The organism is Staphylococcus agnetis (assembly GCF_002901865.1).
GTDB classification, from domain to species: domain Bacteria; phylum Bacillota; class Bacilli; order Staphylococcales; family Staphylococcaceae; genus Staphylococcus; species Staphylococcus agnetis.
This window is the reverse complement of sequence record NZ_PPQF01000015.1, coordinates 1-22650: the sequence shown is the minus strand read 5'-3', so window position 1 is coordinate 22650 and position 22650 is coordinate 1. Positions and strand designations below refer to the sequence as shown.

The following is a 22650-nucleotide window of genomic DNA, read 5'->3' as shown; positions in this document are numbered from 1 at the left end:
TCATAAACCCTAAATTATATTGGAGGATAAAACATGTTAAACACCGAATATAAAAATTCGTCTTTAAAAATTTTCTCGTTGAAAGGTAATGAACCCCTTGCTCAAGAAGTAGCAGATCACGTTGGTGTTGAATTAGGTAAATGTACGGTTAAACGTTTCAGTGATGGTGAAATTCAAATTAATATCGAAGAAAGTATTCGTGGTTGTGACGTCTTTATTATTCAACCTACATCTAACCCTGTAAACGTTCATTTAATGGAACTTTTAATTATGATTGATGCATGTAAACGTGCTTCAGCGGCGAACATTTCTATCGTGGTACCGTATTATGGTTATGCACGTCAAGATCGTAAAGCGCGTAGTCGTGAACCGATTACAGCAAAATTAGTGGCAGATTTATTCGAAACTGCTGGCGCTGACCGCATGATTGCATTAGACCTTCATGCGCCACAAATTCAAGGATTCTTCGATATTCCAATCGATCACTTAATGGGTGTACCTATTTTAGCGGATTACTTCTTAAACAATAAAGACATTGATCCAGATAAATATGTGGTTGTATCTCCAGACCACGGTGGCGTGACACGTGCACGTAAACTTGCGGACTTCTTAAAAACACCAATCGCGATTATTGATAAACGTCGTCCAAAACCAAATGTTGCCGAAGTCATGAACATTGTCGGTGAAATTGAAGGGCGCACAGCAATTATTATCGATGATATTATTGATACAGCAGGGACAATTACGCTCGCAGCACAAGCTTTAAAAGACAAAGGTGCGACAGAAGTGTATGCATGTTGTACACACCCAGTATTATCTGGACCGGCGAAAGAGCGTATTGAGAATTCAGCAATTAAAGAATTAATTGTGACGAACTCGATTCAACTTAAAGACGATCAAAAGCCAAGCAATATCATTGAATTGTCAGTGGCTGAACTGCTTGCACAAGCGATTGTACGTGTATACGAACGCGAATCAGTAAGTGTATTATTTGATTAATCGGTGTTGACTTAATTGTTAAATTTGTGTAAAATACTTCTGTTCGTGTCATAACGGACAAATACACACTTGCAAGCGACGCACAGTTGATGGGCAAGTGCTTGCACATAAGTGCATCAAGAAAGGTGGAAACGAAATATGGCTTCTTTAAAGTCTATTATTCGTAAAGGTAAACAAACACGCGGTGAATTACGCAAAATCCGTGAAGCAGGTAAAGTACCAGCAGTTGTTTATGGATACGGTACTAAAAACGTATCTGTAAAAGTTGATGAAGTAGAATTCATCAAATTAATCCGTGAAGTTGGACGTAACGGTGTTATTCAATTAGGCGTTGGTTCAAAAGAAATCAAAGTTATGGTATCTGATTACCAATTTGATCCACTTAAAAACCAAATCACTCACATCGACTTCTTAGCAATCAACATGAGCGAAGAGCGTACTGTAGAAGTACCTGTAAGCTTAGTTGGTGAAGCGAAAGGTGCAAGTGAAGGTGGCGTTGTTGAACAACCATTATTCAACATCGAAGTAACTGCTACACCTGATAACATTCCTGAATCAATCGAAGTTGACGTTACAGAATTAGACGTTAACGACAGCTTATCAGTTGCTGACATTAAAGTATCTGGTGACTTCACAATTGAAACAGCTGCAGACGAAACAGTTGTATCCGTTGTTGCACCGACTGAAGAGCCAACTGAAGAAGAAATCGCTGCTATGGAAGGTGACGCTGAAACTGCTGAACCAGAAGTTATCGGTGAATCTACTGAAGAAAGCGAAGAAGATTCAGAAGAAAAAGAAGATAAAGAAGCGTAATCTTTATCCCTTTGTTAGACATAATAACGTGCCTCGTGCCGTTATTATGTCTTTTTTGTGTTTAGGTATACGTCGTGCGCATACGTGTGCATTGATTAATAAGGCAGGGACACAACGAGTTTATGAACCTAAAAGCATTTTGTTCATAAACTTTATTGGCATTTTGATTCACCCATATAACTATTGAGTCATTACGGAAGCAAAATATAAAGCAATTTAAAACATCATATTGATAGATTCCGTAGCTAAGATGTCTAGGGTGTTAGAAGCAAAAATAGAACCTATAAGTTCCAACCCTGTGTTAGTGTTTAATTCTCGTCTATGACCTATTTTGTGTTAGTATGGAATATGATTAAACTGTAAAATAGATGATTTCAAGGAGGATACATGATGAAACTCATCGTCGGCTTAGGGAACGTTGGCAAAAAATACGAACAAACACGCCATAACATTGGTTTTGAAGTGATTGACCATCTTATAGAGCGTCATGATTTAAAACTAGACAAGCAGAAATTTCGCGGTGCATACACTGTCGCGCATTTATTTGGTGAGAAAGTCGTATTTTTAGAACCCCTCACATATATGAATTTATCGGGTGAGGCGGTGCGTCCACTTATGGATTATTATAATATTGAAGTTGAGGATATATTAGTGCTTTATGACGATTTAGATCTTGCGCAAGGGCATATACGCCTTCGTCAAAAAGGCAGTGCGGGTGGTCATAATGGCATTAAATCACTCATTCAACATTTAGGTACGCAAGAATTTAAGCGTATTCGTATCGGGATTGACCGTTCATCACGTATCCCTGTCGTTGATTATGTATTACAAAAATTCTCTCACGAGGAAATGAAAACGATGCAACCCGTGATTGCACATGTCGCTGATGCAGTAGAGGCATTTATTCAAAACGAAAAATTTGAGAATATCATGAATCAATATAATGGTGAAATAAAGTGAAAACAATAATCAATGAAATGATCAATAGAGATCAACAATTTAAAGACCTTTCTGCACATGTAGGTGAAGACAATGTGCTCGTGACAGGACTGATGCCAAGCGCAAAAGCGGCAATGATTGCAGAACTTTATCATAATAGTCATCGACAAGTGTTATTAATTACAAATAATGTCTATCAAATGGATAAATTAGAAGCAGATTTATTACAATTTGTTCCCGATGATGAAATATACAAGTATCCTGTTCAAGACATCATGACTGAAGAATTTTCAACGCAAAGCCCGGAGCTTATGAGTGAACGTGTACGTACTTTAACGGCACTTGCTCATGAACGTCGAGGCTTGTTTGTCATCCCGTTAAACGGCTTGAAAAAATTAGTGACGCCAAAAGCGATTTGGCAAGATCATCAAATCCACCTCAATATAGGGGATGAATTAGATGTCGAGCGCTTGTTAATGCGCCTTGTAAATATGGGATATCGTCGAGAATCGGTCGTTTCTAATATCGGTGAATTTTCTTTACGCGGCGGTATTATTGATATTTATCCGTTACTCGGTGAACCAGTACGTATTGAACTTTTTGATACTGAGGTAGATTCGATTCGGAAGTTTGATGTAGAATCACAACGCTCTTCTGACAATATTCAAAATGTCGATATTACATCAGCTCATGACTTCATCATCACTCCAGAGGTTCGGCGTCAATTAATAACGAACTTAAAAACGGCATATGAAACGACGCGTCCAAAAGTGGATAAGTCTGTACGCCAAGAAGTGAAAGATACGTATGATAGTTTTAATATTGTTGAAGATGAAATGTTTGATCCTCAAGTATTACGTCGTTTAATCGCATTTATGTATGATACGGAAACGACATTGCGCGATTATTTCAAAGATAATGCTATTGTATTGATGGATGAGTTCAATCGTATTAAGGAAACAGAAGAAACGTTACTAACAGAATCAGAAGACTTTCTTCAAAACTTAATTGAATCTGGAAAAGGGTTTATTGGTCAACGCTTTATGACGCATGATACAGTTGAACAATTGCTTAAACATACGCCTGTGACTTATTTCACATTATTTACAGCGTCGATGTCTGTGAAACTCAATCATATGGTGAAATTTTCATGTAAACCGGTACAACAGTTTTACGGTCAATATGATATCATGACGTCTGAATTCCAACGTTATATGAAACAGGGCTACCGTATGGTTATTATTGCGGAAACGGAAACGAAAAAAGACCGCATCCAGTCGATGTTAAGTGAACTCCACGTTCCTACACTTATGAATGTGGACCTAACACAACTAGAAGCAGGGCACGCGGCCATTATTGAAGGAAGCTTATCTGAAGGGTTTGAACTTCCTTATATGTCGCTCGTCGTTGTGACGGAACGAGAATTGTTTAAATCAAAACAAAAGAAAGCGTCGAAAAAAAGGCGCAAAACAATCAGTAACGCAGAAAAAATTAAATCTTATCAAGAGTTGAATGTGGGGGACTATGTCGTTCATATTCATCATGGTGTGGGCCGCTATTTAGGCGTAGAAACGTTGGAAGTTGGAGACGTCCATCGTGACTATATGAAAATTCAATATAAAGGCACGGATCAATTATTTGTACCTGTCGACCAAATGGAACAAGTGCAAAAATACGTTGGATCTGAAGATAAAACACCTAAATTATATAAATTAGGCGGTAGTGATTGGAAGAAAACAAAAGCTAAAGTTCAAAGTAGTGTTGAAGATATCGCCGATGAACTGATTGCTTTATATAAAGAACGTGAGAAGTCTGTAGGTTACCAGTTTAGTCCGGATACGGAAGAACAACACGTTTTCGAAATGGATTTCCCATACGAATTAACAGATGACCAAGCAAAGTCTATAGAAGAGATTAAAGGTGATATGGAACGTGCTCGACCGATGGATCGTTTGTTGTGTGGCGATGTAGGTTACGGTAAAACAGAAGTAGCCGTACGTGCTGCATTTAAAGCTGTTATGTCAGGGAAACAAGTCGCTTTCCTCGTGCCTACAACGATTTTGGCGCAACAGCATTATGAAACATTAATTGAACGTATGCGTGACTTTCCTGTTGAAATTCATTTAATGAGTCGCTTTAGAACGCCTAAAGAGATTCGCGAAACGAAAGAAGGACTTAAGTCTGGATTCGTCGACATCGTTGTTGGTACACACAAATTGTTAGGGAAAACCGTTGAATATAAAGATCTAGGGTTACTTGTTGTTGATGAAGAACAACGCTTCGGTGTGCGCCATAAAGAAAAAATTAAATCATTAAAAGCAAATGTAGATGTGCTTACTTTAACGGCAACACCAATTCCAAGAACACTGCATATGAGTATGCTTGGTGTGCGTGATTTATCGGTAATCGAAACGCCACCAGAAAACCGTTTCCCAGTTCAAACATATGTGTTAGAACAAAATGGTAATTTTATTAAAGAGGCATTAGAACGCGAATTATCTCGCGATGGACAAGTGTTTTATTTATACAATAAAGTACAATCTATTTATGAAAAAAGAGAACAACTTCAAATGTTGATGCCTGAAGCGTCTATCGGTGTGGCGCACGGGCAATTACCTGAACGCGATTTAGAAGAAACGATGCTTGATTTCATCAATGGGGCTTACGATATCCTAGTTACAACAACGATTATTGAAACGGGTGTAGATGTTCCGAATGCGAATACATTAATTATTGAAGAAGCCGATCGTTTCGGATTGAGTCAGTTGTATCAATTACGTGGGCGTGTCGGTCGTTCGAGTCGCATTGGTTATGCTTATTTCCTGCATACACCAAATAAAGTGTTAAACGAAACAGCTGAAGAACGCTTACAAGCCATTAAAGAATTTACGGAACTAGGCAGTGGTTTCAAAATTGCGATGCGTGACTTAAATATTCGTGGCGCAGGTAATTTACTTGGTAAACAACAACATGGCTTTATTGATTCTGTCGGTTTTGACTTATACTCTCAAATGTTAGAAGAAGCAGTGAACGAAAAACGGGGTATTAAAGAAGTACAACACGTTCCAGAAATAGAAATGGACTTACGTTTAGATGCTTATTTACCGGCAGAATATATTCGCAATGAACAAGCGAAAATCGAAATTTATAAAAAGTTACGGGCGACTGAAACACTCGCACAATTAATGGATATTAAAGATGAACTCCTTGACCGCTTCAACGACTATCCTACAGAAGTGGCGCAACTACTTGATACTGTTGAAATCAAGGTTCATTTAATGAATGTCGGTGTGCAACATGTTAAAGATAAAGGGAAAGCCGTTGAAGTATTATTAACGGAACAAGGGACACAACGTATAGATGGTGAGGCACTCTTTAAAAATACGGAAGCTTTAGGGCGAGGCATGAAAGTAGGCGTTGAAGCAAAATGTATGAAAGTGACACTCACGAAAGGTACTCAATGGTTAGACACACTTAAATTTTTAGCGAAAACAATTGAAGAAAGTATGATATTAGATCATGTCGAGTAAATCTGCTTTTAATGGTGTCGTTGTCTTAACGCTTGCATTAATCGTCGTTAAAATATTAAGTGCATTGTATCGTGTCCCGTATCAAAACATTTTAGGTGACGATGGCTTATATGCGTATCAACAAATTTACCCCATCGTCGCATTAGGTGTTGTCTTAGCAAGTAATGCAATTCCAAGTGCATTAACGCAAATTTTAGGGGGTAGAGAGGCCAATCGTTCACTCATCCGTCGACTCATTTTCGTACTTGAACTTATTGGATGTCTCATTTGTCTCATCCTCTTTTTAGGTGCAGACCTTATTGCGTCCTTAATGGGTGATTCGCATTTAGCGCCGATGATACGCGCAGCAAGCGTTACATTTATCATCGTCGGTGCACTTGGCGTTTTAAGAGGGTATTTTCAATCGACTTTCGATATGAATAAGCCTGCATTTTCACAAGTCATTGAACAAATGATTCGTGTCAGCATGATTGGGATAGTCATCCTCTTTTTTACGCATCAACAGCTTTCTATTTACGACGCTGGCATGTGGGCAATCTTAGCTTCATCGTGTGGTTTCATAGGCGCAACCCTCTTTTTATGGTGGTGGATGTCTTTATCAAATGCTACATTGCCTCAAACAATCCCTTGGCGTCAGTTTGCGATTGCAACGGTTATTTTTGCTTTAAGTCAATTGATTGTGATCTTATGGCAAGTGGTGGATAGTTTTACCGTGATTAACGTTCTCCAACACGGCCAAGGATTGACCTTTAAAGATGCTATTACGCAAAAAGGAATTTACGACCGTGGTGCATCGTTTATTCAAATGGGATTAATTGTAACAACAACGTTTTGTTTCGTACTTATTCCGTTATTAACTGATACACAAAAAGCGGGTCGTTATGACCAAATGAACAGTTATGCAAATGCGTCATTAAAAATTACGATTGTTATAAGTTGTGCGAGTGCGATTGGCCTAATGAATTTATTACCACTTTTGAATGCTGTATTTTTTAAAAGTAACGACCTTACAATCACATTATCCATTTACATGTTAACGGTCATTTTTGTGTCTCTGATCATGATGTATATTGCATTACTCGAAGTTCAAAATCATTACCGAGTGGTTTTTATAGGGATTATTATAGGATTAGTCATCAAGCTACTATTGAATCTTATTTTAATTTTAAAGGTTGGTATTGTCGGTGCGAGTATTTCTACAGTTGTGGCACTAGTCGTTTTTGCAATCTATTTACACAGACATATGATTCAGTTGTATGCGCTCTATGCATTGCGTAAATTTTATTTGAAATTAGTTGTTGCTTTATTGACGATGACAGCTAGTGTACAATTAACGCATTACATCATCCCGTCGATGTCTAGAATTGGAGGTCTTCTAGAATTAATAATCAGTGCGTGCATTGGTGTGGGAAGTTTAAGTGTAATGCTTGTGTGGATGCGTATTTTAAATGAAGACGAATGGGTGCATTTGCCATTTGGCGATAAAATCATTGAGATAATGAAAAGGAGAAAATCATGACACACCATATTACGATTATTGGTTTAGGTAATTATTGTTTAGACGACTTGCCATTAGGTATCTATCGTTTTTTACAAAATCAATCTAAAATATATGTGCGAACGAAAGCGCATCCTGTGATATCAGAACTGCAAAATATTGATATTGAAAGCTTTGATGCGATTTATGAACAACATGATACTTTTGAACCTGTTTACGATGCGATTACAGATCAACTTTTACAACGCGCACAAACTGAAGATGTTGTATATGCTGTGCCTGGTCATCCCCGTGTTGCAGAAACAACCACGCAATTGCTATTCCAAAAAGCAGCACATTATGATGTTGTGGTAGATGTGCGAGGTGGACGTAGTTTTATCGATGATGTGTTTGAAGCGGTAAAAATGGATCCGAATGATGGTTTTACGATGTTAGATGCAACCGCACTGGAAAAAGAAACATTGAATCCACGTACTACGACACTCATTACTCAAGTATATAGTGCCATGGTTGCTGGTGATTTAAAATTGACGCTCATGATGCGATATCCAGACGACTTTGAAGTGCATATCGTGGATGGTGCGAACCAGTCAGGTGCGAAACGCTACACGTGCCCATTATATGAACTTGATCATAATGATGTCTTTACTAATCTTACAAGTGTCGTTGTTCCAGCTATTACTGAAGAAACGGCTTTATATGGTGATTTTGACTTTGCAGATCGAGTGATCGCAACATTGGTAGACGACGAAACAGGATGTCCATGGGATAAAGTGCAAACGCATGAATCATTGAAGCGCTATTTACTTGAAGAAACGTTTGAACTTTTTGAAGCGATTGACCATGAAGATGATTGGCATATGATTGAAGAATTAGGTGATATTTTACTGCAAGTGCTTCTACATGCCAATATTGGCCAAAAACAAGGCTATATGGAGACACGTGAGATTGTTGCAAGTCTTTCAGAAAAAATGATACGTCGTCATCCGCATATTTTTGCTGAGGGTCAAGCTGACAGTGTGGAAGATGTTAAATCGATTTGGTACGAACAAAAAGCGGCGGAAGGTAAACCATCACGTGTTAAATTCGAAAAAATATTTGCGACGCACTTCTTAAAATTGTATGATGAAGTCAAAAATCAAGACTTGTCAGAAGAGGCGCTGCAAGCTTATTTAGAACAAGGGGGACATCATGAGACTCGATAAATATTTAAAAGTATCACGCTTAATTAAGCGACGTACCTTAGCAAAAGAAGTGAGCGATCAAGGTCGTGTGAAAATCAATGGCCAAACCGCTAAAGCTGGTACAGATGTGAAAGTAGAAGATACGATAGAAATACAATTTGGACAAAAAATCGTGACGATTAAAGTCACTGGGCTTAATGAACATGCAACGAAAGAAAATGCTAAAGGGATGTATGAAATCCTAAAAGAGGAACGGATTGATTAGGGATACGAAGAAAGGTGACGCCGCATGAATGATAAAGTTCAAAATATCGGCAATCAATATACATCACAAAAAAATGCTAAAAAACGTCGGCATGAACAACGTAAACGTATTGTAAAAAAGCGTATTTTAGTTTTTGGTGGTATTTTATTAGCCATTATCGCAGTGATGTTAGTATTAGTATTTGCGCAAATGAAAAGTAATTCGGATGCTTCAAATGAACGTCATGCGAAAGAAGAAGAATATCAAAAATTACAAGATAAAGAAATTGAACTTAAAGAGCAGCTTAACAATTTAAATGATCCATCTTATATCGAAAAAGTGGCGCGTGATGAATATTATTTAAGTAACGACGGTGAAATCATCTTTAAGTTACCTGAAGACCAACCGAAACAAAATAATAAGAAAAAGTAATAGACTGAGAAATAACGCGTACACATGATGAGTTACATTGACATTCGATTAATGCAGTTTAAAGTCGAAAAATAGTGTGTTTCATTATCGTTTTAGTAAAATACGTAAATAAAATAGTGAATCATCAATTTGTCATTGTTAAAATACGGAAACAAACGTATAATAGAACTAAATATCGAATTCAGGAGGATGCATTAAAACAATGTCAATCGAAGTAGGAAGTAAGGTTAAAGGTAAAGTCACTGGTATCAAAAAATTCGGTGCATTTGTGGAGTTGCCTGAAGGTAAAAGTGGGTTAGTTCATATCAGTGAAGTCGCTGATAACTATGTAGAAAACGTAGAAGATCACTTAACTGTCGGGGATGACGTTGAGGTTAAAGTATTATCCATCGCCGATGATGGCAAAATTAGTCTTTCAATTAAAAAAGCCAAAGAGCGTCCACGTAGACAAAAACCGGCACAAAAACCAGAAGACTTTGAGAAAAAACTATCAAACTTCTTAAAAGATAGTGAGGATAAACTTACTTCTATTAAGCGTCAAACAGAATCTAGACGTGGTGGTAGAGGCGCACGTCGCTAAATTTAATGCAAGGGGTTGAGAAACGAAGGCATACTTTGAATCTCAACCCTTATTTTGTGTGGGGGTTAAATGATGAAGGTAACTTGGAAAGCAGATGACCATATCGTTATTGCAGTGTCCACTGGCATTGATAGTATGGTTTTGTTGCATCGATTATTACATCAATATCAAACAACATACAAACAACTTTCCGTGCTTCATGTACATCATGGATTGCGGCGGGGTTCTGACGAAGAAGCGGAGTTTGTGACACGATATTGTGAACAGTACGGTATCCCCATTTACGTCAAGCGGCTTCATTTACAACCTATTGTTGAAGCAGGGCGCAGCATTCAAAGTGACGCACGCGCTGCACGTTATCGCTGGTTTGAAGATATGATGCATCAATTGAAAGGGGACGTATTAATGACGGCCCATCACTTTGATGATTTGCTAGAAACCGTGTTCTATCGTATTTTTACTGGTAAAGTGTATCGTAGCGCTTTAGGGATGCAAGCATGTGAGCAACGTCACGGTTATCGTTTAATGCGCCCTATGTTGGAAGAAACGAAAAGTGATATTGCGACATATCAACACGATTACAACGTGCCTTACTTTGAGGATGAAAGTAATCAAGATACAAAATATGTACGGAATAGGATTCGTCATGATATGTTACCGATCATCGACGCCCACGAACAATTTAAAATTACGCATTTGAAAAAACTCTACGACATGCATCTAGAGTCTATCCGGGTTTTTGAACAGATGGCTGACGACTACATTGCAGCCCAAGTGAAACAAACCGACCATCAATATGAGATGTCTATCCAATCATTCAATAAATGCCCAGAACATGTTAGAATGATTATTCTGGATAAATTAATACAAAAATGGGAAAATATCGTACCGGTGAGTGATGTTCAATATCACCAATGGTTTGTGCAACTGACACAACCTATAGCACAAATTGAACTACATGCTTCAAACACATGGCGTATCAATAAGGTGTATGATAAATTAACCTTAACAACGGTTGAACAGGCACCATTACAATCGATGTATTTGAAGACACCTGGCTATTATCAATTCGGTGATTATGAGATTAGAGTGGCATCGCTTGATGCATTGCGTGGACCACTTCTTATACGGACACGTCAAGATGGCGACCGCGTTCAACTACATTCCCATGGTCATAAAAAAGTATCGCGTTTAATGATTGATGCCAAAGTGCCTCAACATACGCGAGACCGTATGCCAGTCATTGAAGATGCAACGGGTGACATAGTAGCTGTTGGCACGCTGTATCAACATATAAAAGTGAACCAAATAATAACAATCGCATATTTAGGAGATGAAAATAATGAGAAATGATTTGAAAGATGTATTACTTACAGAAACTGAAATTTATGATATTTGTGACAAGCTAGGTCATGCTATTACGGAAGATTACCGTGGTAAAGATTTACTATGTGTAGGGATTTTAAAAGGCTCTGTTTTATTTATGACAGATTTAATTAAGCGTATCGATACACCACTATCGATCGATTTTATGGATGTATCTAGTTACCATGGTGGTATGGAGTCTACTGGAGAAGTACAAATTTTAAAAGATTTAAGCACATCCATTGAAAATAAAGATGTCTTAATTATTGAAGATATATTAGAAACAGGTACGACTTTAAAATCTATAACAGAATTATTAGCGTCTCGTCGCGTCAAATCTTTAGAAATCGTTACGTTATTAGATAAGCCAAACCGTCGTAAAGCAGATATTGAAGCAAAATATGTTGGACGTCAAATTCCTGATGAGTTTGTTGTAGGGTACGGTTTAGATTATAAAGAAAAATATCGTAATCTCCCATACATTGGAACATTAAAACCAGCGATTTATGAGCAATAATTTTAAAGAAAATGACAACGCATATCGTTGAAGGATGTTTGTCAATGTCTATTACTAGCCAGCCGTAATTAGATTATGGTAAAATTTTTGTTAGTTTTATATTTGAAGTAGGAGGAAACGACGCATGCAAAAAGCTTTTCGTAATGTGCTGTTTATAGCTTTAATCGGCGTTGTTATTTTTGGGCTTTTTTCTTGGATTAACGGAAATGGAAAAGTGCCTAGAGAGCTTACGTATAATCAATTTACACAACAATTAAAGGACGGCAAAATTAAGTCTTTAGAAATTCAACCGTCTCATAATGTGTATAAAGTGAGTGGTAAGTTAAACAACGGTGATGATTACTCATCAACGATTCTATTTAATAACGATAAAGAGCTAGAACAGGTTACTGATATTGCTCATAAACAGAAAGATTTAGAATTAACCGTTAAAGAAGAAGAAGGTCAAAGTGTGTTTGTTAGTATTTTAACGACACTGATTCCTGTCTTAATCATTGCACTTTTATTTATCTTCTTCTTAAGTCAAGCACAAGGTGGCGGTGGCGGCGGTCGTATGATGAATTTTGGTAAATCAAAAGCCAAAATGTACGATAATCAAAAACGACGCGTGCGCTTTACAGATGTTGCCGGTGCAGACGAAGAAAAACAAGAATTAATTGAAATTGTTGATTTCTTAAAAGACAATAAGAAATTTAAACAAATGGGTTCACGTATTCCAAAAGGGGTCTTGCTTGTTGGTCCTCCGGGAACAGGTAAAACGTTACTTGCGCGTGCAGTTGCTGGTGAAGCAGGTGTACCATTCTTCTCAATCAGTGGTTCAGACTTCGTTGAGATGTTTGTAGGTGTAGGTGCGAGCCGTGTGCGTGACTTATTTGAAAATGCGAAAAAGAATGCGCCGTGTATCATTTTTATAGATGAAATTGACGCTGTAGGTCGTCAACGTGGTGCAGGTGTTGGTGGTGGTCACGATGAACGTGAACAAACATTAAACCAATTACTTGTTGAAATGGATGGATTTGGTGAAAATGAAGGTATCATTATGATTGCCGCAACAAACCGCCCAGACATTTTAGATCCAGCGTTATTACGTCCAGGTCGATTTGACCGACAAATTCAAGTGGGCCGTCCGGACGTTAAAGGCCGTGAAGCTGTCTTACATGTACATGCGAAAAATAAACCTTTAGATGAAACGGTTGATTTAAAAGCGATTGCACAACGTACACCAGGTTTCTCAGGTGCAGATTTAGAAAACTTGCTTAATGAAGCATCGTTAATTGCTGCACGTGGTGGTAAGAAGAAAATTGACATGCGTGACATTGAAGAAGCGACGGACCGTGTTATCGCAGGACCTGCTAAGAAATCACGTGTTATTTCTGACAAAGAACGTAATATTGTAGCACACCATGAAGCGGGTCATACTGTGATTGGTATGGTACTTGATGAAGCAGAGGTTGTGCACAAAGTAACGATCGTTCCCCGTGGTCAAGCCGGTGGTTATGCGATGATGTTACCGAAACAAGATCGTTTCTTAATGACAGAGCCAGAAATGCTCGACAAAATTTGTGGTTTACTTGGTGGTCGTGTGGCAGAAGATATCATTTTCGATGAAGTATCGACTGGTGCTTCAAACGACTTCGAACGTGCGACGCAGTTAGCTCGTCAAATGGTTACTGAATATGGTATGAGTAAAAAATTAGGACCATTACAATTCTCACACGGCGGTGGACAAGTATTCCTAGGTAAAGACATGTCTGGTCAACCAGAATACTCTGGCCAAATTGCTTACGAAATTGATAAAGAAGTGCAACGCATCATTAAAGAACAATATGAGCGTTGTAAACAAATTCTTACAGAACATGAATCTCAATTGCGTTTAATTGCTGAAACATTATTAACTGAAGAAACGTTAGTTGCTGAACAAATTCAGTCACTTTTCCATGAAGGACATTTACCGGTCGTTAATTACGATGATGCAAAAGTGGTTGAGCGTAATGGCGATGATGATTTCGATCAAGGTAAGTACGGCAAATCTTATGATGAGATTCGACGTGAGCAAGAGGAATTAACAAACCGTTCACGCGCAGGAAAATCTGAGCGTCGTGAAGATGAATCAACAACTCAAGACGGACAAGATGCTAAAGATGCTTCACATGATACAAAACAAGATGAAGCACCGTCTGAAGATACGACAGGTTACGAAGAAGAACCTAAAATTGATCGTCCTGGTGAAGATAAACCACCACATTAACGTGATGTACACCGTCTCGAAATCATTATTTTCGAGGCGGTGTCTTTTTGTGTTAAAGTTAGCTTAAATATAAGTCATTTTAGTTGAGTGGATACGTTAATGCGATTATGATAAACAAATGAAAGCAATAAAGGAGCGAATAGGAATGACTCAAGACTATATCGTCAAGGCGCTTGCCTTTAATGGTGAAATACGTGCATATAGTTCTAAAACTACAGATACAATTCAAGAAGCACAAACGCGTCATTACACTTGGCCGACTGCTTCTGCAGCACTAGGACGTACAATGACGGCTACGTTAATGATGGGGGCTATGTTAAAAGGTGACCAGAAATTAACAGTGACCGTAGATGGTGATGGCCCTATTGGCAAAATCATCGCTGATGCTGATGCGAAAGGACGTGTACGTGGCTATGTCGCACAACCACAAACACATTTTCCATTAAATGATGCGGGTAAATTAGATGTACGACGTGCCGTTGGGACATCAGGTGCGATTAATGTCGTTAAAGATGTTGGCATGAGAGATTACTATACGGGTAGTAGTCCGATTGTTTCTGGAGAACTTGGCGATGATTTTACGTATTACTTTGCAAATAGTGAGCAAACACCATCGTCGGTAGGTGTCGGTGTTTTGGTGAATCCAGACAACTCAATTAAAGCAGCGGGCGGTTTTATCATCCAAGTGATGCCTGGTGCGAAAGAGGAAACGATTGATCAATTAGAAGCTGCCATTACAACAATGACGCCAGTGTCTAAATTAATCGATGAAGGGTTAACGCCAGAAGAGATGTTGATTCACATTTTTGGAGAAGGCAATGTAGAATTTTTAGAAACCATTCCAGCTCAATTTGAGTGTCAATGTGGCCACGATAAATTTTTGAATGCCATGCGTGGTTTAGGAGAAGCTGAAATCGAGAATATGATTAAAGTAGATCACGGCGCTGAAGCAGAATGTCATTTTTGTCGCTCTAAATATCAATACACTGAGGAAGAATTGCAAGGTGTGTTGAATGAACTGAAGCAACAACATTAAAAGTGATACTACGGGATAAATGGTGAGGGTTGTCCACAATTGTTTTTGTTTGAGATCAAGCTTTATGCTTTTTTAATTGTCAGAAAAATGGTACACTGTTTTTATATCCGATTCGATAACTATGTATTCAGTGTATGAATATTAATTTAAAGTGAGGTTGTTTTAAATGGTAAGAAAACCTGTAGAAAATATTACTGAAATTATTGGTCAAACACCCGTAGTCAAATTAAGACATCAAGCTGGCGAAGATGCAGCGGACATTTATGTGAAATTAGAATATCAAAATCCTGGTGGCTCAGTGAAAGACCGTATTGCGCTAGCGATGATTGAGCAAGCTGAAAAAGACGGCAAAATCAAACCTGGTGACACAATTGTTGAACCGACAAGTGGTAATACAGGTATTGGTTTAGCGTTTGTTTGTGCGGCTAAAGGCTACAAAGCAGTATTCACTATGCCGGAAACAATGAGTCAAGAACGTCGTAACTTATTAAAAGCGTATGGGGCAGAACTGGTTTTAACACCAGGTTCAGAAGCGATGAAAGGTGCCATTAAAAAGGCGAAAGAACTTAAAGAAGAACATGGATATTTTGAACCCCAACAATTCGAAAACCCAGCGAATCCTAAAGTGCATGAGCTTACAACTGGTCCAGAACTAGTAGAACAATTCGAAGGCAAAACAATTGATGCATTCTTAGCGGGTGTCGGTACTGGCGGTACATTGTCTGGTGCTGGTAAAGTGTTAAAAGAAAAATATCCTGATATTCAACTCGTTGCGATTGAACCTGAGGCTTCTCCGGTATTAAGTGGTGGTGAGCCGGGACCTCATAAATTACAAGGTTTAGGTGCAGGGTTTATTCCTGATACATTAAACACAGATATTTATGATGAAGTCATCACAGTAGGTAATGACGTTGCGATGGAGACATCACGTCGTGTTGCCAAAGAAGAAGGTATTGTAGGTGGTATTTCTTCAGGTGCAGCCATTTATGCTGCGATCCAAAAAGCGAAAGAGTTAGGTAAAGGCAAAACAGTCGTTACTGTATTACCAAGTAATGGTGAGCGTTATTTATCAACACCATTATACAATTTTGAATAATCATGAAGGTTTAAGAATGAGGGTGAGACATAAATCATTTCAATTTATGATTGTCCCTAACGCCTCGCTTTTCTAGGCGCCTTACCTCAACTAGGGAGCATTACAGAAATCTAATTGATTTCGTAGTAATGCCCGCCGGTGCATGAAGACGTTAGGAATGAAATGAATTACGTCTTCAGTACACCTATGAACATGCGTGAATAGGTGGTCAATAGCCTAAGTTGCGGAAAGCTTTTTTAGCGCATACGCAATCCAGTCAGCTACTGCCTTATATATTGTATAAGCCAATAGTACTGGATTTCTGCTCTTAAAATGGATTTTCGGTTTCGGCATAATGCCTCAGAAGTCTCGGCTAAGGGATCAATCACAATTCATTACATGATTCATCACCAAAATAAAATAATTAATATAAATCATAGCCAATAAAGTTCATGTATTATTGAATTTTGTTGGCTAATTTTGATTAACAGAGATGCGATATCCCATCCTCATTTTTATAGTGAAACACACGTAACGCACGCATTACCGGTAAATTTGCTATAATGGTCGTATTCATAGAGAAAGGATGACCGAGTATGAAAACTACACAAATTATGGGTATTTTAAATGTGACACCCGACTCATTTTCGGATGGCGGTCAGTATAACAATGTTGATAATGCAGTTTCACATGCACATCAAATGGTTGAAGCAGGTGCGCATATTATCGATGTGGGTGGCGTATCAACGCGACCAGGTCATGAAGAAGTAACGGTCGAAGAAGAATTACAACGTGTTGTGCCAGTAGTTAAGGCTTTAAATGGTATTGATGCTCAAATATCCGTGGATACATTTAGAAGTGAAGTCGCTGAAGCAGCACTTAAAGCAGGTGCGCATATTATCAATGACCAATGGGCAGGACTATATGATGAAGCGATTTTTGATGTTGTTGCCAAACATCACGCTGAAATCATTTTGATGCATAACGGTGATGGTCAAAGAGATACTCCTGTTGTAGATGAAATGTTAGTTACTTTATTAAGACAAGCTAACAAAGCAGTATTAGCAGGGATACCTCAAGAAAATATTTGGTTAGATCCAGGCATCGGTTTTGCTAAAACGCGTGAAGAAGAGCAAATAGTGATGGCGCGTTTAGACGAATTAGTAGCTACAGGGTTTAAAGTACTACTCGCAACGAGTCGCAAACGCTTTATAAAAGAATTGTTAGGTGGCGATAATAAAGTGGATGAACGTGACGAAGCGACGGCAGCAACAACAGCGTACGGCATTATGAAAGGTGTCGACGGTGTGCGCGTACATAACGTATTAATGAATGCACGCCTAGCAAAAGCGATGGATGCGTTGAAAGGATATGAAGATGAACGATAAAATATTTTTACAAGGACTTGAATTTTACGCATATCATGGAGCGCTGCCAGCTGAAAATGAAATCGGGCAAGTGTTCATAGTGGATATCGAAATGAAAGTGGATTTATCTGAAGCAGGCGAATCAGATCGTGTAGAAGATACGGTTCATTATGGTGAGGTATATGAAGATGTTAAAGCAATCATGGAAGGTCCTCCCGTGAATTTACTGGAATATCTCGCGGAACGTGTTGCAAAGCGTATAAATTCACACTATAATCGTGTAATGGAAACGAAAGTTAGAATTACAAAAAAGAACCCGCCTATTCATGGTATTTATAATGGTGTAGGCATTGAAATTGTGAGGTTGAATCATCATGATTGACGTGTATTTAGGTTTGGGAAGTAATATTGGCGATCGTGAACAACAATTAAAATCAGCTGTAGAACGTTTGGATCAAGTGACTGACATTCATGTTCAACAGGTATCATCTATGTATGAAACAAAACCTGTAGGCTATGTCGATCAACCTGATTTTTTGAATGTATGTCTTCATATTAAAACTTCGTTAAGTCCAGAAGTATTACTACAACAATGTTTAGATATTGAAAAAGAGCTCCACCGTGTGCGTAAAGTGCGCTGGGGCCCTAGAACGATAGACATTGATGTGTTGTTATATGGAGATCAAATCATAGAGTCGGAGCAACTCATCGTGCCACATCCTAGAATGACTGAGCGTGCTTTTGTGATGATTCCATTAAATGAAATTGCATCACACGTCATTGAACCACGCAGTAAAAAAACAATTCAATCCCTTGTTCACCCTGATGAAACTGTTGTAAAATATCAAAATTAAATGTTTAATTTAGGCAAGGTTCGACATAAATCGTTGAAATCAGTGTCTAAGTATACAGATAAAGTATTTATTGGAGGCACGACTTATGTGGAAAATAGGAGACGTCGAAATTCAAAATAGAGTCGTACTTGCACCTATGGCTGGTGTGTGTAATTCTGCATTTCGCTTAACAGTCAAAGAATTTGGTGCAGGACTTGTTTGTGCAGAAATGGTGAGTGACAAAGCGATTTTATTTAATAATCCTAAAACAATGAAAATGTTATATATCGACGAAAATGAACGCCCACTATCGCTACAAATTTTTGGTGGGGAAAAAGAAACGCTTGTTGAAGCAGCGGAATACGTAGATAAAAATACAACAGCAGATATTATTGATATCAACATGGGATGTCCAGTGTCAAAAATTATTAAATGTGAAGCCGGAGCACGATGGTTACTTGACCCGAATAAAATATATGAAATGGTATCCGCTGTTACAGAACGTGTGAGTAAGCCAGTAACATGTAAAATGCGTATTGGTTGGGATGAAGATCATATTTATGCAGTTGAAAATGCTAAAGCAGCAGAGCGTGCTGGTGCAGCCGCGATTTCATTACATGGTCGTACACGCGTTCAAATGTACGAAGGCAAAGCGGATTGGGATATTATTCGTCAAGTTAAAGAAGCTGTTAACATTCCAGTAATTGGTAATGGTGACGTGACAAGTCCTGAACTTGCTGAAAAAATGTTGAAAGAAACAGGAGTAGATGCGGTCATGATTGGCCGTGAAGCACTTGGTAATCCATGGATGATTTATAGAACTGTTCATTACCTTGAGACAGGTGAATTGATTGATGAGCCAGAAGTAGACGACAAAGTGGAAATCGCATTGTTACATTTACGTCGACTCGTTGATTTAAAAGGTGAAAAAGTCGGAGTCATGGAAATGCGCAAACACGCATCTTGGTATTTAAAAGGTGTTAGAGGTAATGGAAAAGCGCGAAAAGCTTTAAATCAAACTGAAACTGAAGCAGAAATGATTGAAATTTTAACGGAATTTCGTGACGAAATGCGTGCGCAACAAAATAAAGTAGAAGCATAGACAAAAAGGAGAGGTAAGCATGTCAGAAGAAATGAACGACCAAATGCAGGTACGTCGACAAAAACTGCAAGAATTACGCGATTTAGGAATTGATCCATTTGGTGAAAAGTTTGACCGAACAGGCGACGCAGCATCATTAAAATCTACGTGGGATGCATTTTCAAAAGAAGAACTTGCAGAAAAAGAAGCGGAAAGCCATACTGTTATCGCTGGTCGATTAATGACAAAACGTGGTAAAGGTAAAGCTGGTTTTGCACACATTAAAGATTTATCAGGTCAAATTCAAATATATGTACGTAAAGACCAAGTTGGGGAAGAACAATTCAATATTTGGAATACAGCAGACTTAGGCGATATTGTCGGCGTAGAAGGTGTAATGTTTAAAACAAATACAGGTGAGCTTTCTGTTAAGGCAAAATCATTTAAATTGTTATCGAAATCATTGCGTCCATTACCGGATAAACATCATGGTTTGCAAGATATTGAACAACGTTACCGTCAACGTTACTTAGATTTAATTACAAACGAAGAGAGCACAGAAACATTCATTAATCGTAGTCGTATTATTCAAGAAATGCGTACGTACTTAAATGATAAAGGTTTCTTAGAAGTTGAAACACCAATGATGCATCAAATTGCTGGTGGTGCTGCTGCACGTCCATTCGTGACACACCATAATGCGTTAGATGCAACATTATATATGCGTATCGCGATTGAATTACATTTAAAACGCTTAATTGTTGGCGGACTAGAAAAAGTCTATGAAATCGGTCGTGTATTCCGTAACGAAGGCGTGTCTACACGTCATAATCCTGAGTTTACAATGATTGAACTGTATGAAGCGTATGCAGACTATCAAGACATTATGAACTTAACTGAAGAATTAGTGGCACACATTGCACGCAAAGTATTAGGTACAACGTCTATTCAATATGGTGAGAATACAATTGAATTAGAACCGAAATGGCGCCGTCTACACATTGTTGATGCTGTTAAAGAAGCCACAGGTGTTAACTTCTTTGATGTGAAAACTGATGAAGAAGCACATGCTTTAGCTAAAGAACACGGCATTGAAGTCGACAAAAATATGAAATACGGTCATATTTTAAACGAATTCTTTGAACAAAAAGTAGAAGAAACGTTAATACAACCAACGTTTATTTATGGTCATCCGATTGAAATTTCTCCATTAGCTAAGAAAAATCCAGAAGATCCACGTTTTACAGATCGTTTCGAACTATTTATTGTGGGTCGCGAGCATGCAAATGCATTCACAGAGTTAAATGATCCAATCGATCAGCGTCAACGTTTTGAAGCGCAGCTTGTTGAAAAAGCACAAGGTAACGATGAAGCACATGAAATGGACGATGATTTCATTGAAGCACTAGAGTATGGTATGCCGCCAACAGGTGGATTAGGTATCGGAATTGACCGATTAGTGATGTTGCTTACGAATTCTCCATCTATTCGTGACGTGCTGTTATTCCCTTATATGCGTCAAAAATAATACAACATAGTGTGACATGGTTAAATGTATGCCTCTATAGACACGTGGACATACGAACCATGTCACTTTTTTTGATAAAATATAAATATTTCTTCATAAGTGTTAAAAAATAGCTTGATATTTTAATTGAAACACTTTAGAATATTTCAAAGTGAGCACGTTAAAGTGTTGAAATGTCACTTATTCAAATGGCTAAAAAAGTTTTTGAAAAAATGCTGATAAAGTGTTGACACTAATCTTTAAATTATGTAATATATAAAAGTCGCCGAAACAAGCGACAACACAGAGTAAAATGTTTGTAAAAAACTTTAAGAAAGTGTAAAATTAACTATTGAAAAGTGTTTGCAAACTGTGTATTATAAAAAGGTAGCCGACATGAGCTACACAATAAAATATTGTCTGGTGACAATGGCAAAGAGGTCACACCTGTTCCCATGCCGAACACAGAAGTTAAGCTCTTTAGCGCCGATGGTAGTCGGACTTACGTTCCGCAAGAGTAGGACGTTGCCAGGCAATTATTTCGGAGAATTAGCTCAGCTGGGAGAGCATCTGCCTTACAAGCAGAGGGTCGGCGGTTCGAACCCGTCATTCTCCACCATTTATAGCCGGCCTAGCTCAATTGGTAGAGCAACTGACTTGTAATCAGTAGGTTGGGGGTTCAAGTCCTCTGGCCGGCACCATTTATATGAGCCATTAGCTCAGTTGGTAGAGCATCTGACTTTTAATCAGAGGGTCAGAGGTTCGAATCCTCTATGGCTCATCATTCGAATACTATTGAGCAGAAGTAGTTCAGCGGTAGAATACAACCTTGCCAAGGTTGGGGTCGCGGGTTCGAATCCCGTCTTCTGCTCCATTATTTTTGCCGGGGTGGCGGAACTGGCAGACGCACAGGACTTAAAATCCTGCGGTGAGAGATCACCGTACCGGTTCGATTCCGGTCCTCGGCACCATTTTAAATAGCGCCCGTAGCTCAATTGGATAGAGCGTTTGACTACGGATCAAGAGGTTATGGGTTCGACTCCTATCGGGCGCGCCATTTTTAATAACGGGAAGTAGCTCAGCTTGGTAGAGCACTTGGTTTGGGACCAAGGGGTCGCAGGTTCAAATCCTGTCTTCCCGACTTCTTAGAAATACCTTTCACATGGGGGCTTAGCTCAGCTGGGAGAGCGCCTGCTTTGCACGCAGGAGGTCAGCGGTTCGATCCCGCTAGTCTCCACCATTTTTATTTAAAATCATGAACATTGAAAACTGAATGACAATATGTCAACGTTAATTCCAATAATTTTGAGTACGTAACGTACTTTCAAGAGTGATTGGCTTAACCAATCAACGAGCTATATCAAGCTTACTTCTTTTATGGAGAGTTTGATCCTGGCTCAGG

General features: G+C 38.6%; 19 protein-coding genes, 8 tRNA genes and 1 rRNA gene. All 28 read left to right on the top strand.

The window, feature by feature from the left end; translation table 11 throughout:
• Window positions 1–33 precede the first annotated feature (33 nt).
• The 28 genes from CD172_RS02720 to CD172_RS02585 all read left to right on the top strand — a co-directional run bounded on the left by CD172_RS02720 (window position 34) and on the right by CD172_RS02585 (window position 22488).
• Window positions 34–999: a ribose-phosphate diphosphokinase gene (locus CD172_RS02720; protein ID WP_037567998.1), complete on the top strand. Its 966-nt coding sequence runs from the start codon at window positions 34–36 to the stop codon at window positions 997–999.
• 138 nt (window positions 1000–1137) lie between these two features.
• Window positions 1138–1812 carry a 50S ribosomal protein L25/general stress protein Ctc gene (locus CD172_RS02715; protein WP_103345407.1) on the top strand — a complete coding sequence of 225 codons (675 nt, stop codon included), beginning with the start codon at window positions 1138–1140 and terminating at the stop codon, window positions 1810–1812.
• Window positions 1813–2202: 390 nt separating this feature from the next.
• Window positions 2203–2772: an aminoacyl-tRNA hydrolase gene (gene pth, locus CD172_RS02710; protein WP_103345406.1), complete on the top strand. Its 570-nt coding sequence runs from the start codon at window positions 2203–2205 to the stop codon at window positions 2770–2772.
• Between the two features lie 17 nt (window positions 2773–2789).
• Window positions 2790–6281: a transcription-repair coupling factor gene (mfd, locus tag CD172_RS02705; protein WP_167701360.1), complete on the top strand. Its 3492-nt coding sequence runs from the start codon at window positions 2790–2792 to the stop codon at window positions 6279–6281.
• A complete protein-coding gene (locus CD172_RS02700; RefSeq protein ID WP_103345404.1) occupies window positions 6271–7800 on the top strand; it encodes a polysaccharide biosynthesis protein in 1530 nt (509 codons plus the stop codon). Before mfd ends, CD172_RS02700 begins: the two co-directional genes overlap by 11 nt.
• Complete coding sequence (locus CD172_RS02695; RefSeq protein WP_103345403.1) at window positions 7797–8984, top strand: MazG nucleotide pyrophosphohydrolase domain-containing protein; 1188 nt, start codon at window positions 7797–7799, stop codon at window positions 8982–8984. The genes CD172_RS02700 and CD172_RS02695 overlap by 4 nt, the downstream gene beginning before the upstream one ends.
• Window positions 8971–9228, top strand: coding sequence for an RNA-binding S4 domain-containing protein (locus CD172_RS02690; protein ID WP_103345402.1), 258 nt, complete (start codon window positions 8971–8973; stop codon window positions 9226–9228). The genes CD172_RS02695 and CD172_RS02690 overlap by 14 nt, the downstream gene beginning before the upstream one ends.
• A gap of 24 nt (window positions 9229–9252) precedes the next feature.
• The gene (locus tag CD172_RS02685; protein ID WP_103345401.1) at window positions 9253–9639 is read left to right on the top strand and encodes an FtsB family cell division protein; all 387 of its coding nucleotides are present in this window, start codon (window positions 9253–9255) and stop codon (window positions 9637–9639) included.
• 202 nt (window positions 9640–9841) lie between these two features.
• Window positions 9842–10219 (top strand): S1 domain-containing RNA-binding protein, encoded by a 378-nt coding sequence (locus CD172_RS02680; RefSeq protein ID WP_037568011.1) that lies wholly within the window; start codon window positions 9842–9844, stop codon window positions 10217–10219.
• A 72-nt stretch (window positions 10220–10291) separates the two neighbouring features.
• Complete coding sequence (gene tilS / locus CD172_RS02675; protein ID WP_158694792.1) at window positions 10292–11572, top strand: tRNA lysidine(34) synthetase TilS; 1281 nt, start codon at window positions 10292–10294, stop codon at window positions 11570–11572.
• On the top strand, window positions 11562–12101 hold the full coding sequence (hpt, locus tag CD172_RS02670; RefSeq protein WP_103345399.1) for a hypoxanthine phosphoribosyltransferase: 540 nt from the start codon (window positions 11562–11564) through the stop codon (window positions 12099–12101). The genes tilS and hpt overlap by 11 nt, the downstream gene beginning before the upstream one ends.
• Before the next feature lie 124 nt (window positions 12102–12225).
• Window positions 12226–14349: an ATP-dependent zinc metalloprotease FtsH gene (gene ftsH, locus CD172_RS02665; protein ID WP_103345398.1), complete on the top strand. Its 2124-nt coding sequence runs from the start codon at window positions 12226–12228 to the stop codon at window positions 14347–14349.
• A gap of 145 nt (window positions 14350–14494) precedes the next feature.
• A complete protein-coding gene (hslO, locus tag CD172_RS02660; RefSeq protein WP_037568019.1) occupies window positions 14495–15385 on the top strand; it encodes an Hsp33 family molecular chaperone HslO in 891 nt (296 codons plus the stop codon).
• A gap of 166 nt (window positions 15386–15551) precedes the next feature.
• Complete coding sequence (gene cysK / locus CD172_RS02655) at window positions 15552–16481, top strand: cysteine synthase A (RefSeq protein ID WP_103345397.1); 930 nt, start codon at window positions 15552–15554, stop codon at window positions 16479–16481.
• Window positions 16482–17056: 575 nt separating this feature from the next.
• Entirely contained in the window at window positions 17057–17848 is a 792-nt protein-coding gene (gene folP, locus CD172_RS02650; RefSeq protein WP_103345396.1) for a dihydropteroate synthase, read from the top strand.
• The gene (gene folB, locus CD172_RS02645; RefSeq protein ID WP_037568024.1) at window positions 17838–18209 is read left to right on the top strand and encodes a dihydroneopterin aldolase; all 372 of its coding nucleotides are present in this window, start codon (window positions 17838–17840) and stop codon (window positions 18207–18209) included. Before folP ends, folB begins: the two co-directional genes overlap by 11 nt.
• Window positions 18202–18681: a 2-amino-4-hydroxy-6-hydroxymethyldihydropteridine diphosphokinase gene (gene folK / locus CD172_RS02640; protein WP_037568027.1), complete on the top strand. Its 480-nt coding sequence runs from the start codon at window positions 18202–18204 to the stop codon at window positions 18679–18681. The genes folB and folK overlap by 8 nt, the downstream gene beginning before the upstream one ends.
• Before the next feature lie 85 nt (window positions 18682–18766).
• Complete coding sequence (dusB, locus tag CD172_RS02635) at window positions 18767–19762, top strand: tRNA dihydrouridine synthase DusB (protein WP_103345395.1); 996 nt, start codon at window positions 18767–18769, stop codon at window positions 19760–19762.
• Window positions 19763–19781: 19 nt separating this feature from the next.
• Window positions 19782–21269: a lysine--tRNA ligase gene (lysS, locus tag CD172_RS02630; protein WP_037568031.1), complete on the top strand. Its 1488-nt coding sequence runs from the start codon at window positions 19782–19784 to the stop codon at window positions 21267–21269.
• A gap of 398 nt (window positions 21270–21667) precedes the next feature.
• Window positions 21668–21782, top strand: a 5S ribosomal RNA gene (gene rrf / locus CD172_RS02625).
• 9 nt (window positions 21783–21791) lie between these two features.
• A tRNA-Val gene (locus tag CD172_RS02620) sits at window positions 21792–21867 on the top strand.
• 6 nt (window positions 21868–21873) lie between these two features.
• A tRNA-Thr gene (locus tag CD172_RS02615) sits at window positions 21874–21949 on the top strand.
• A 7-nt stretch (window positions 21950–21956) separates the two neighbouring features.
• Window positions 21957–22029, top strand: a tRNA-Lys gene (locus CD172_RS02610).
• An 18-nt stretch (window positions 22030–22047) separates the two neighbouring features.
• Window positions 22048–22122, top strand: a tRNA-Gly gene (locus CD172_RS02605).
• Between the two features lie 8 nt (window positions 22123–22130).
• Window positions 22131–22219, top strand: a tRNA-Leu gene (locus tag CD172_RS02600).
• Between the two features lie 9 nt (window positions 22220–22228).
• A tRNA-Arg gene (locus tag CD172_RS02595) sits at window positions 22229–22305 on the top strand.
• A 10-nt stretch (window positions 22306–22315) separates the two neighbouring features.
• A tRNA-Pro gene (locus CD172_RS02590) sits at window positions 22316–22389 on the top strand.
• A 23-nt stretch (window positions 22390–22412) separates the two neighbouring features.
• A tRNA-Ala gene (locus CD172_RS02585) sits at window positions 22413–22488 on the top strand.
• Window positions 22489–22650 lie beyond the last annotated feature (162 nt).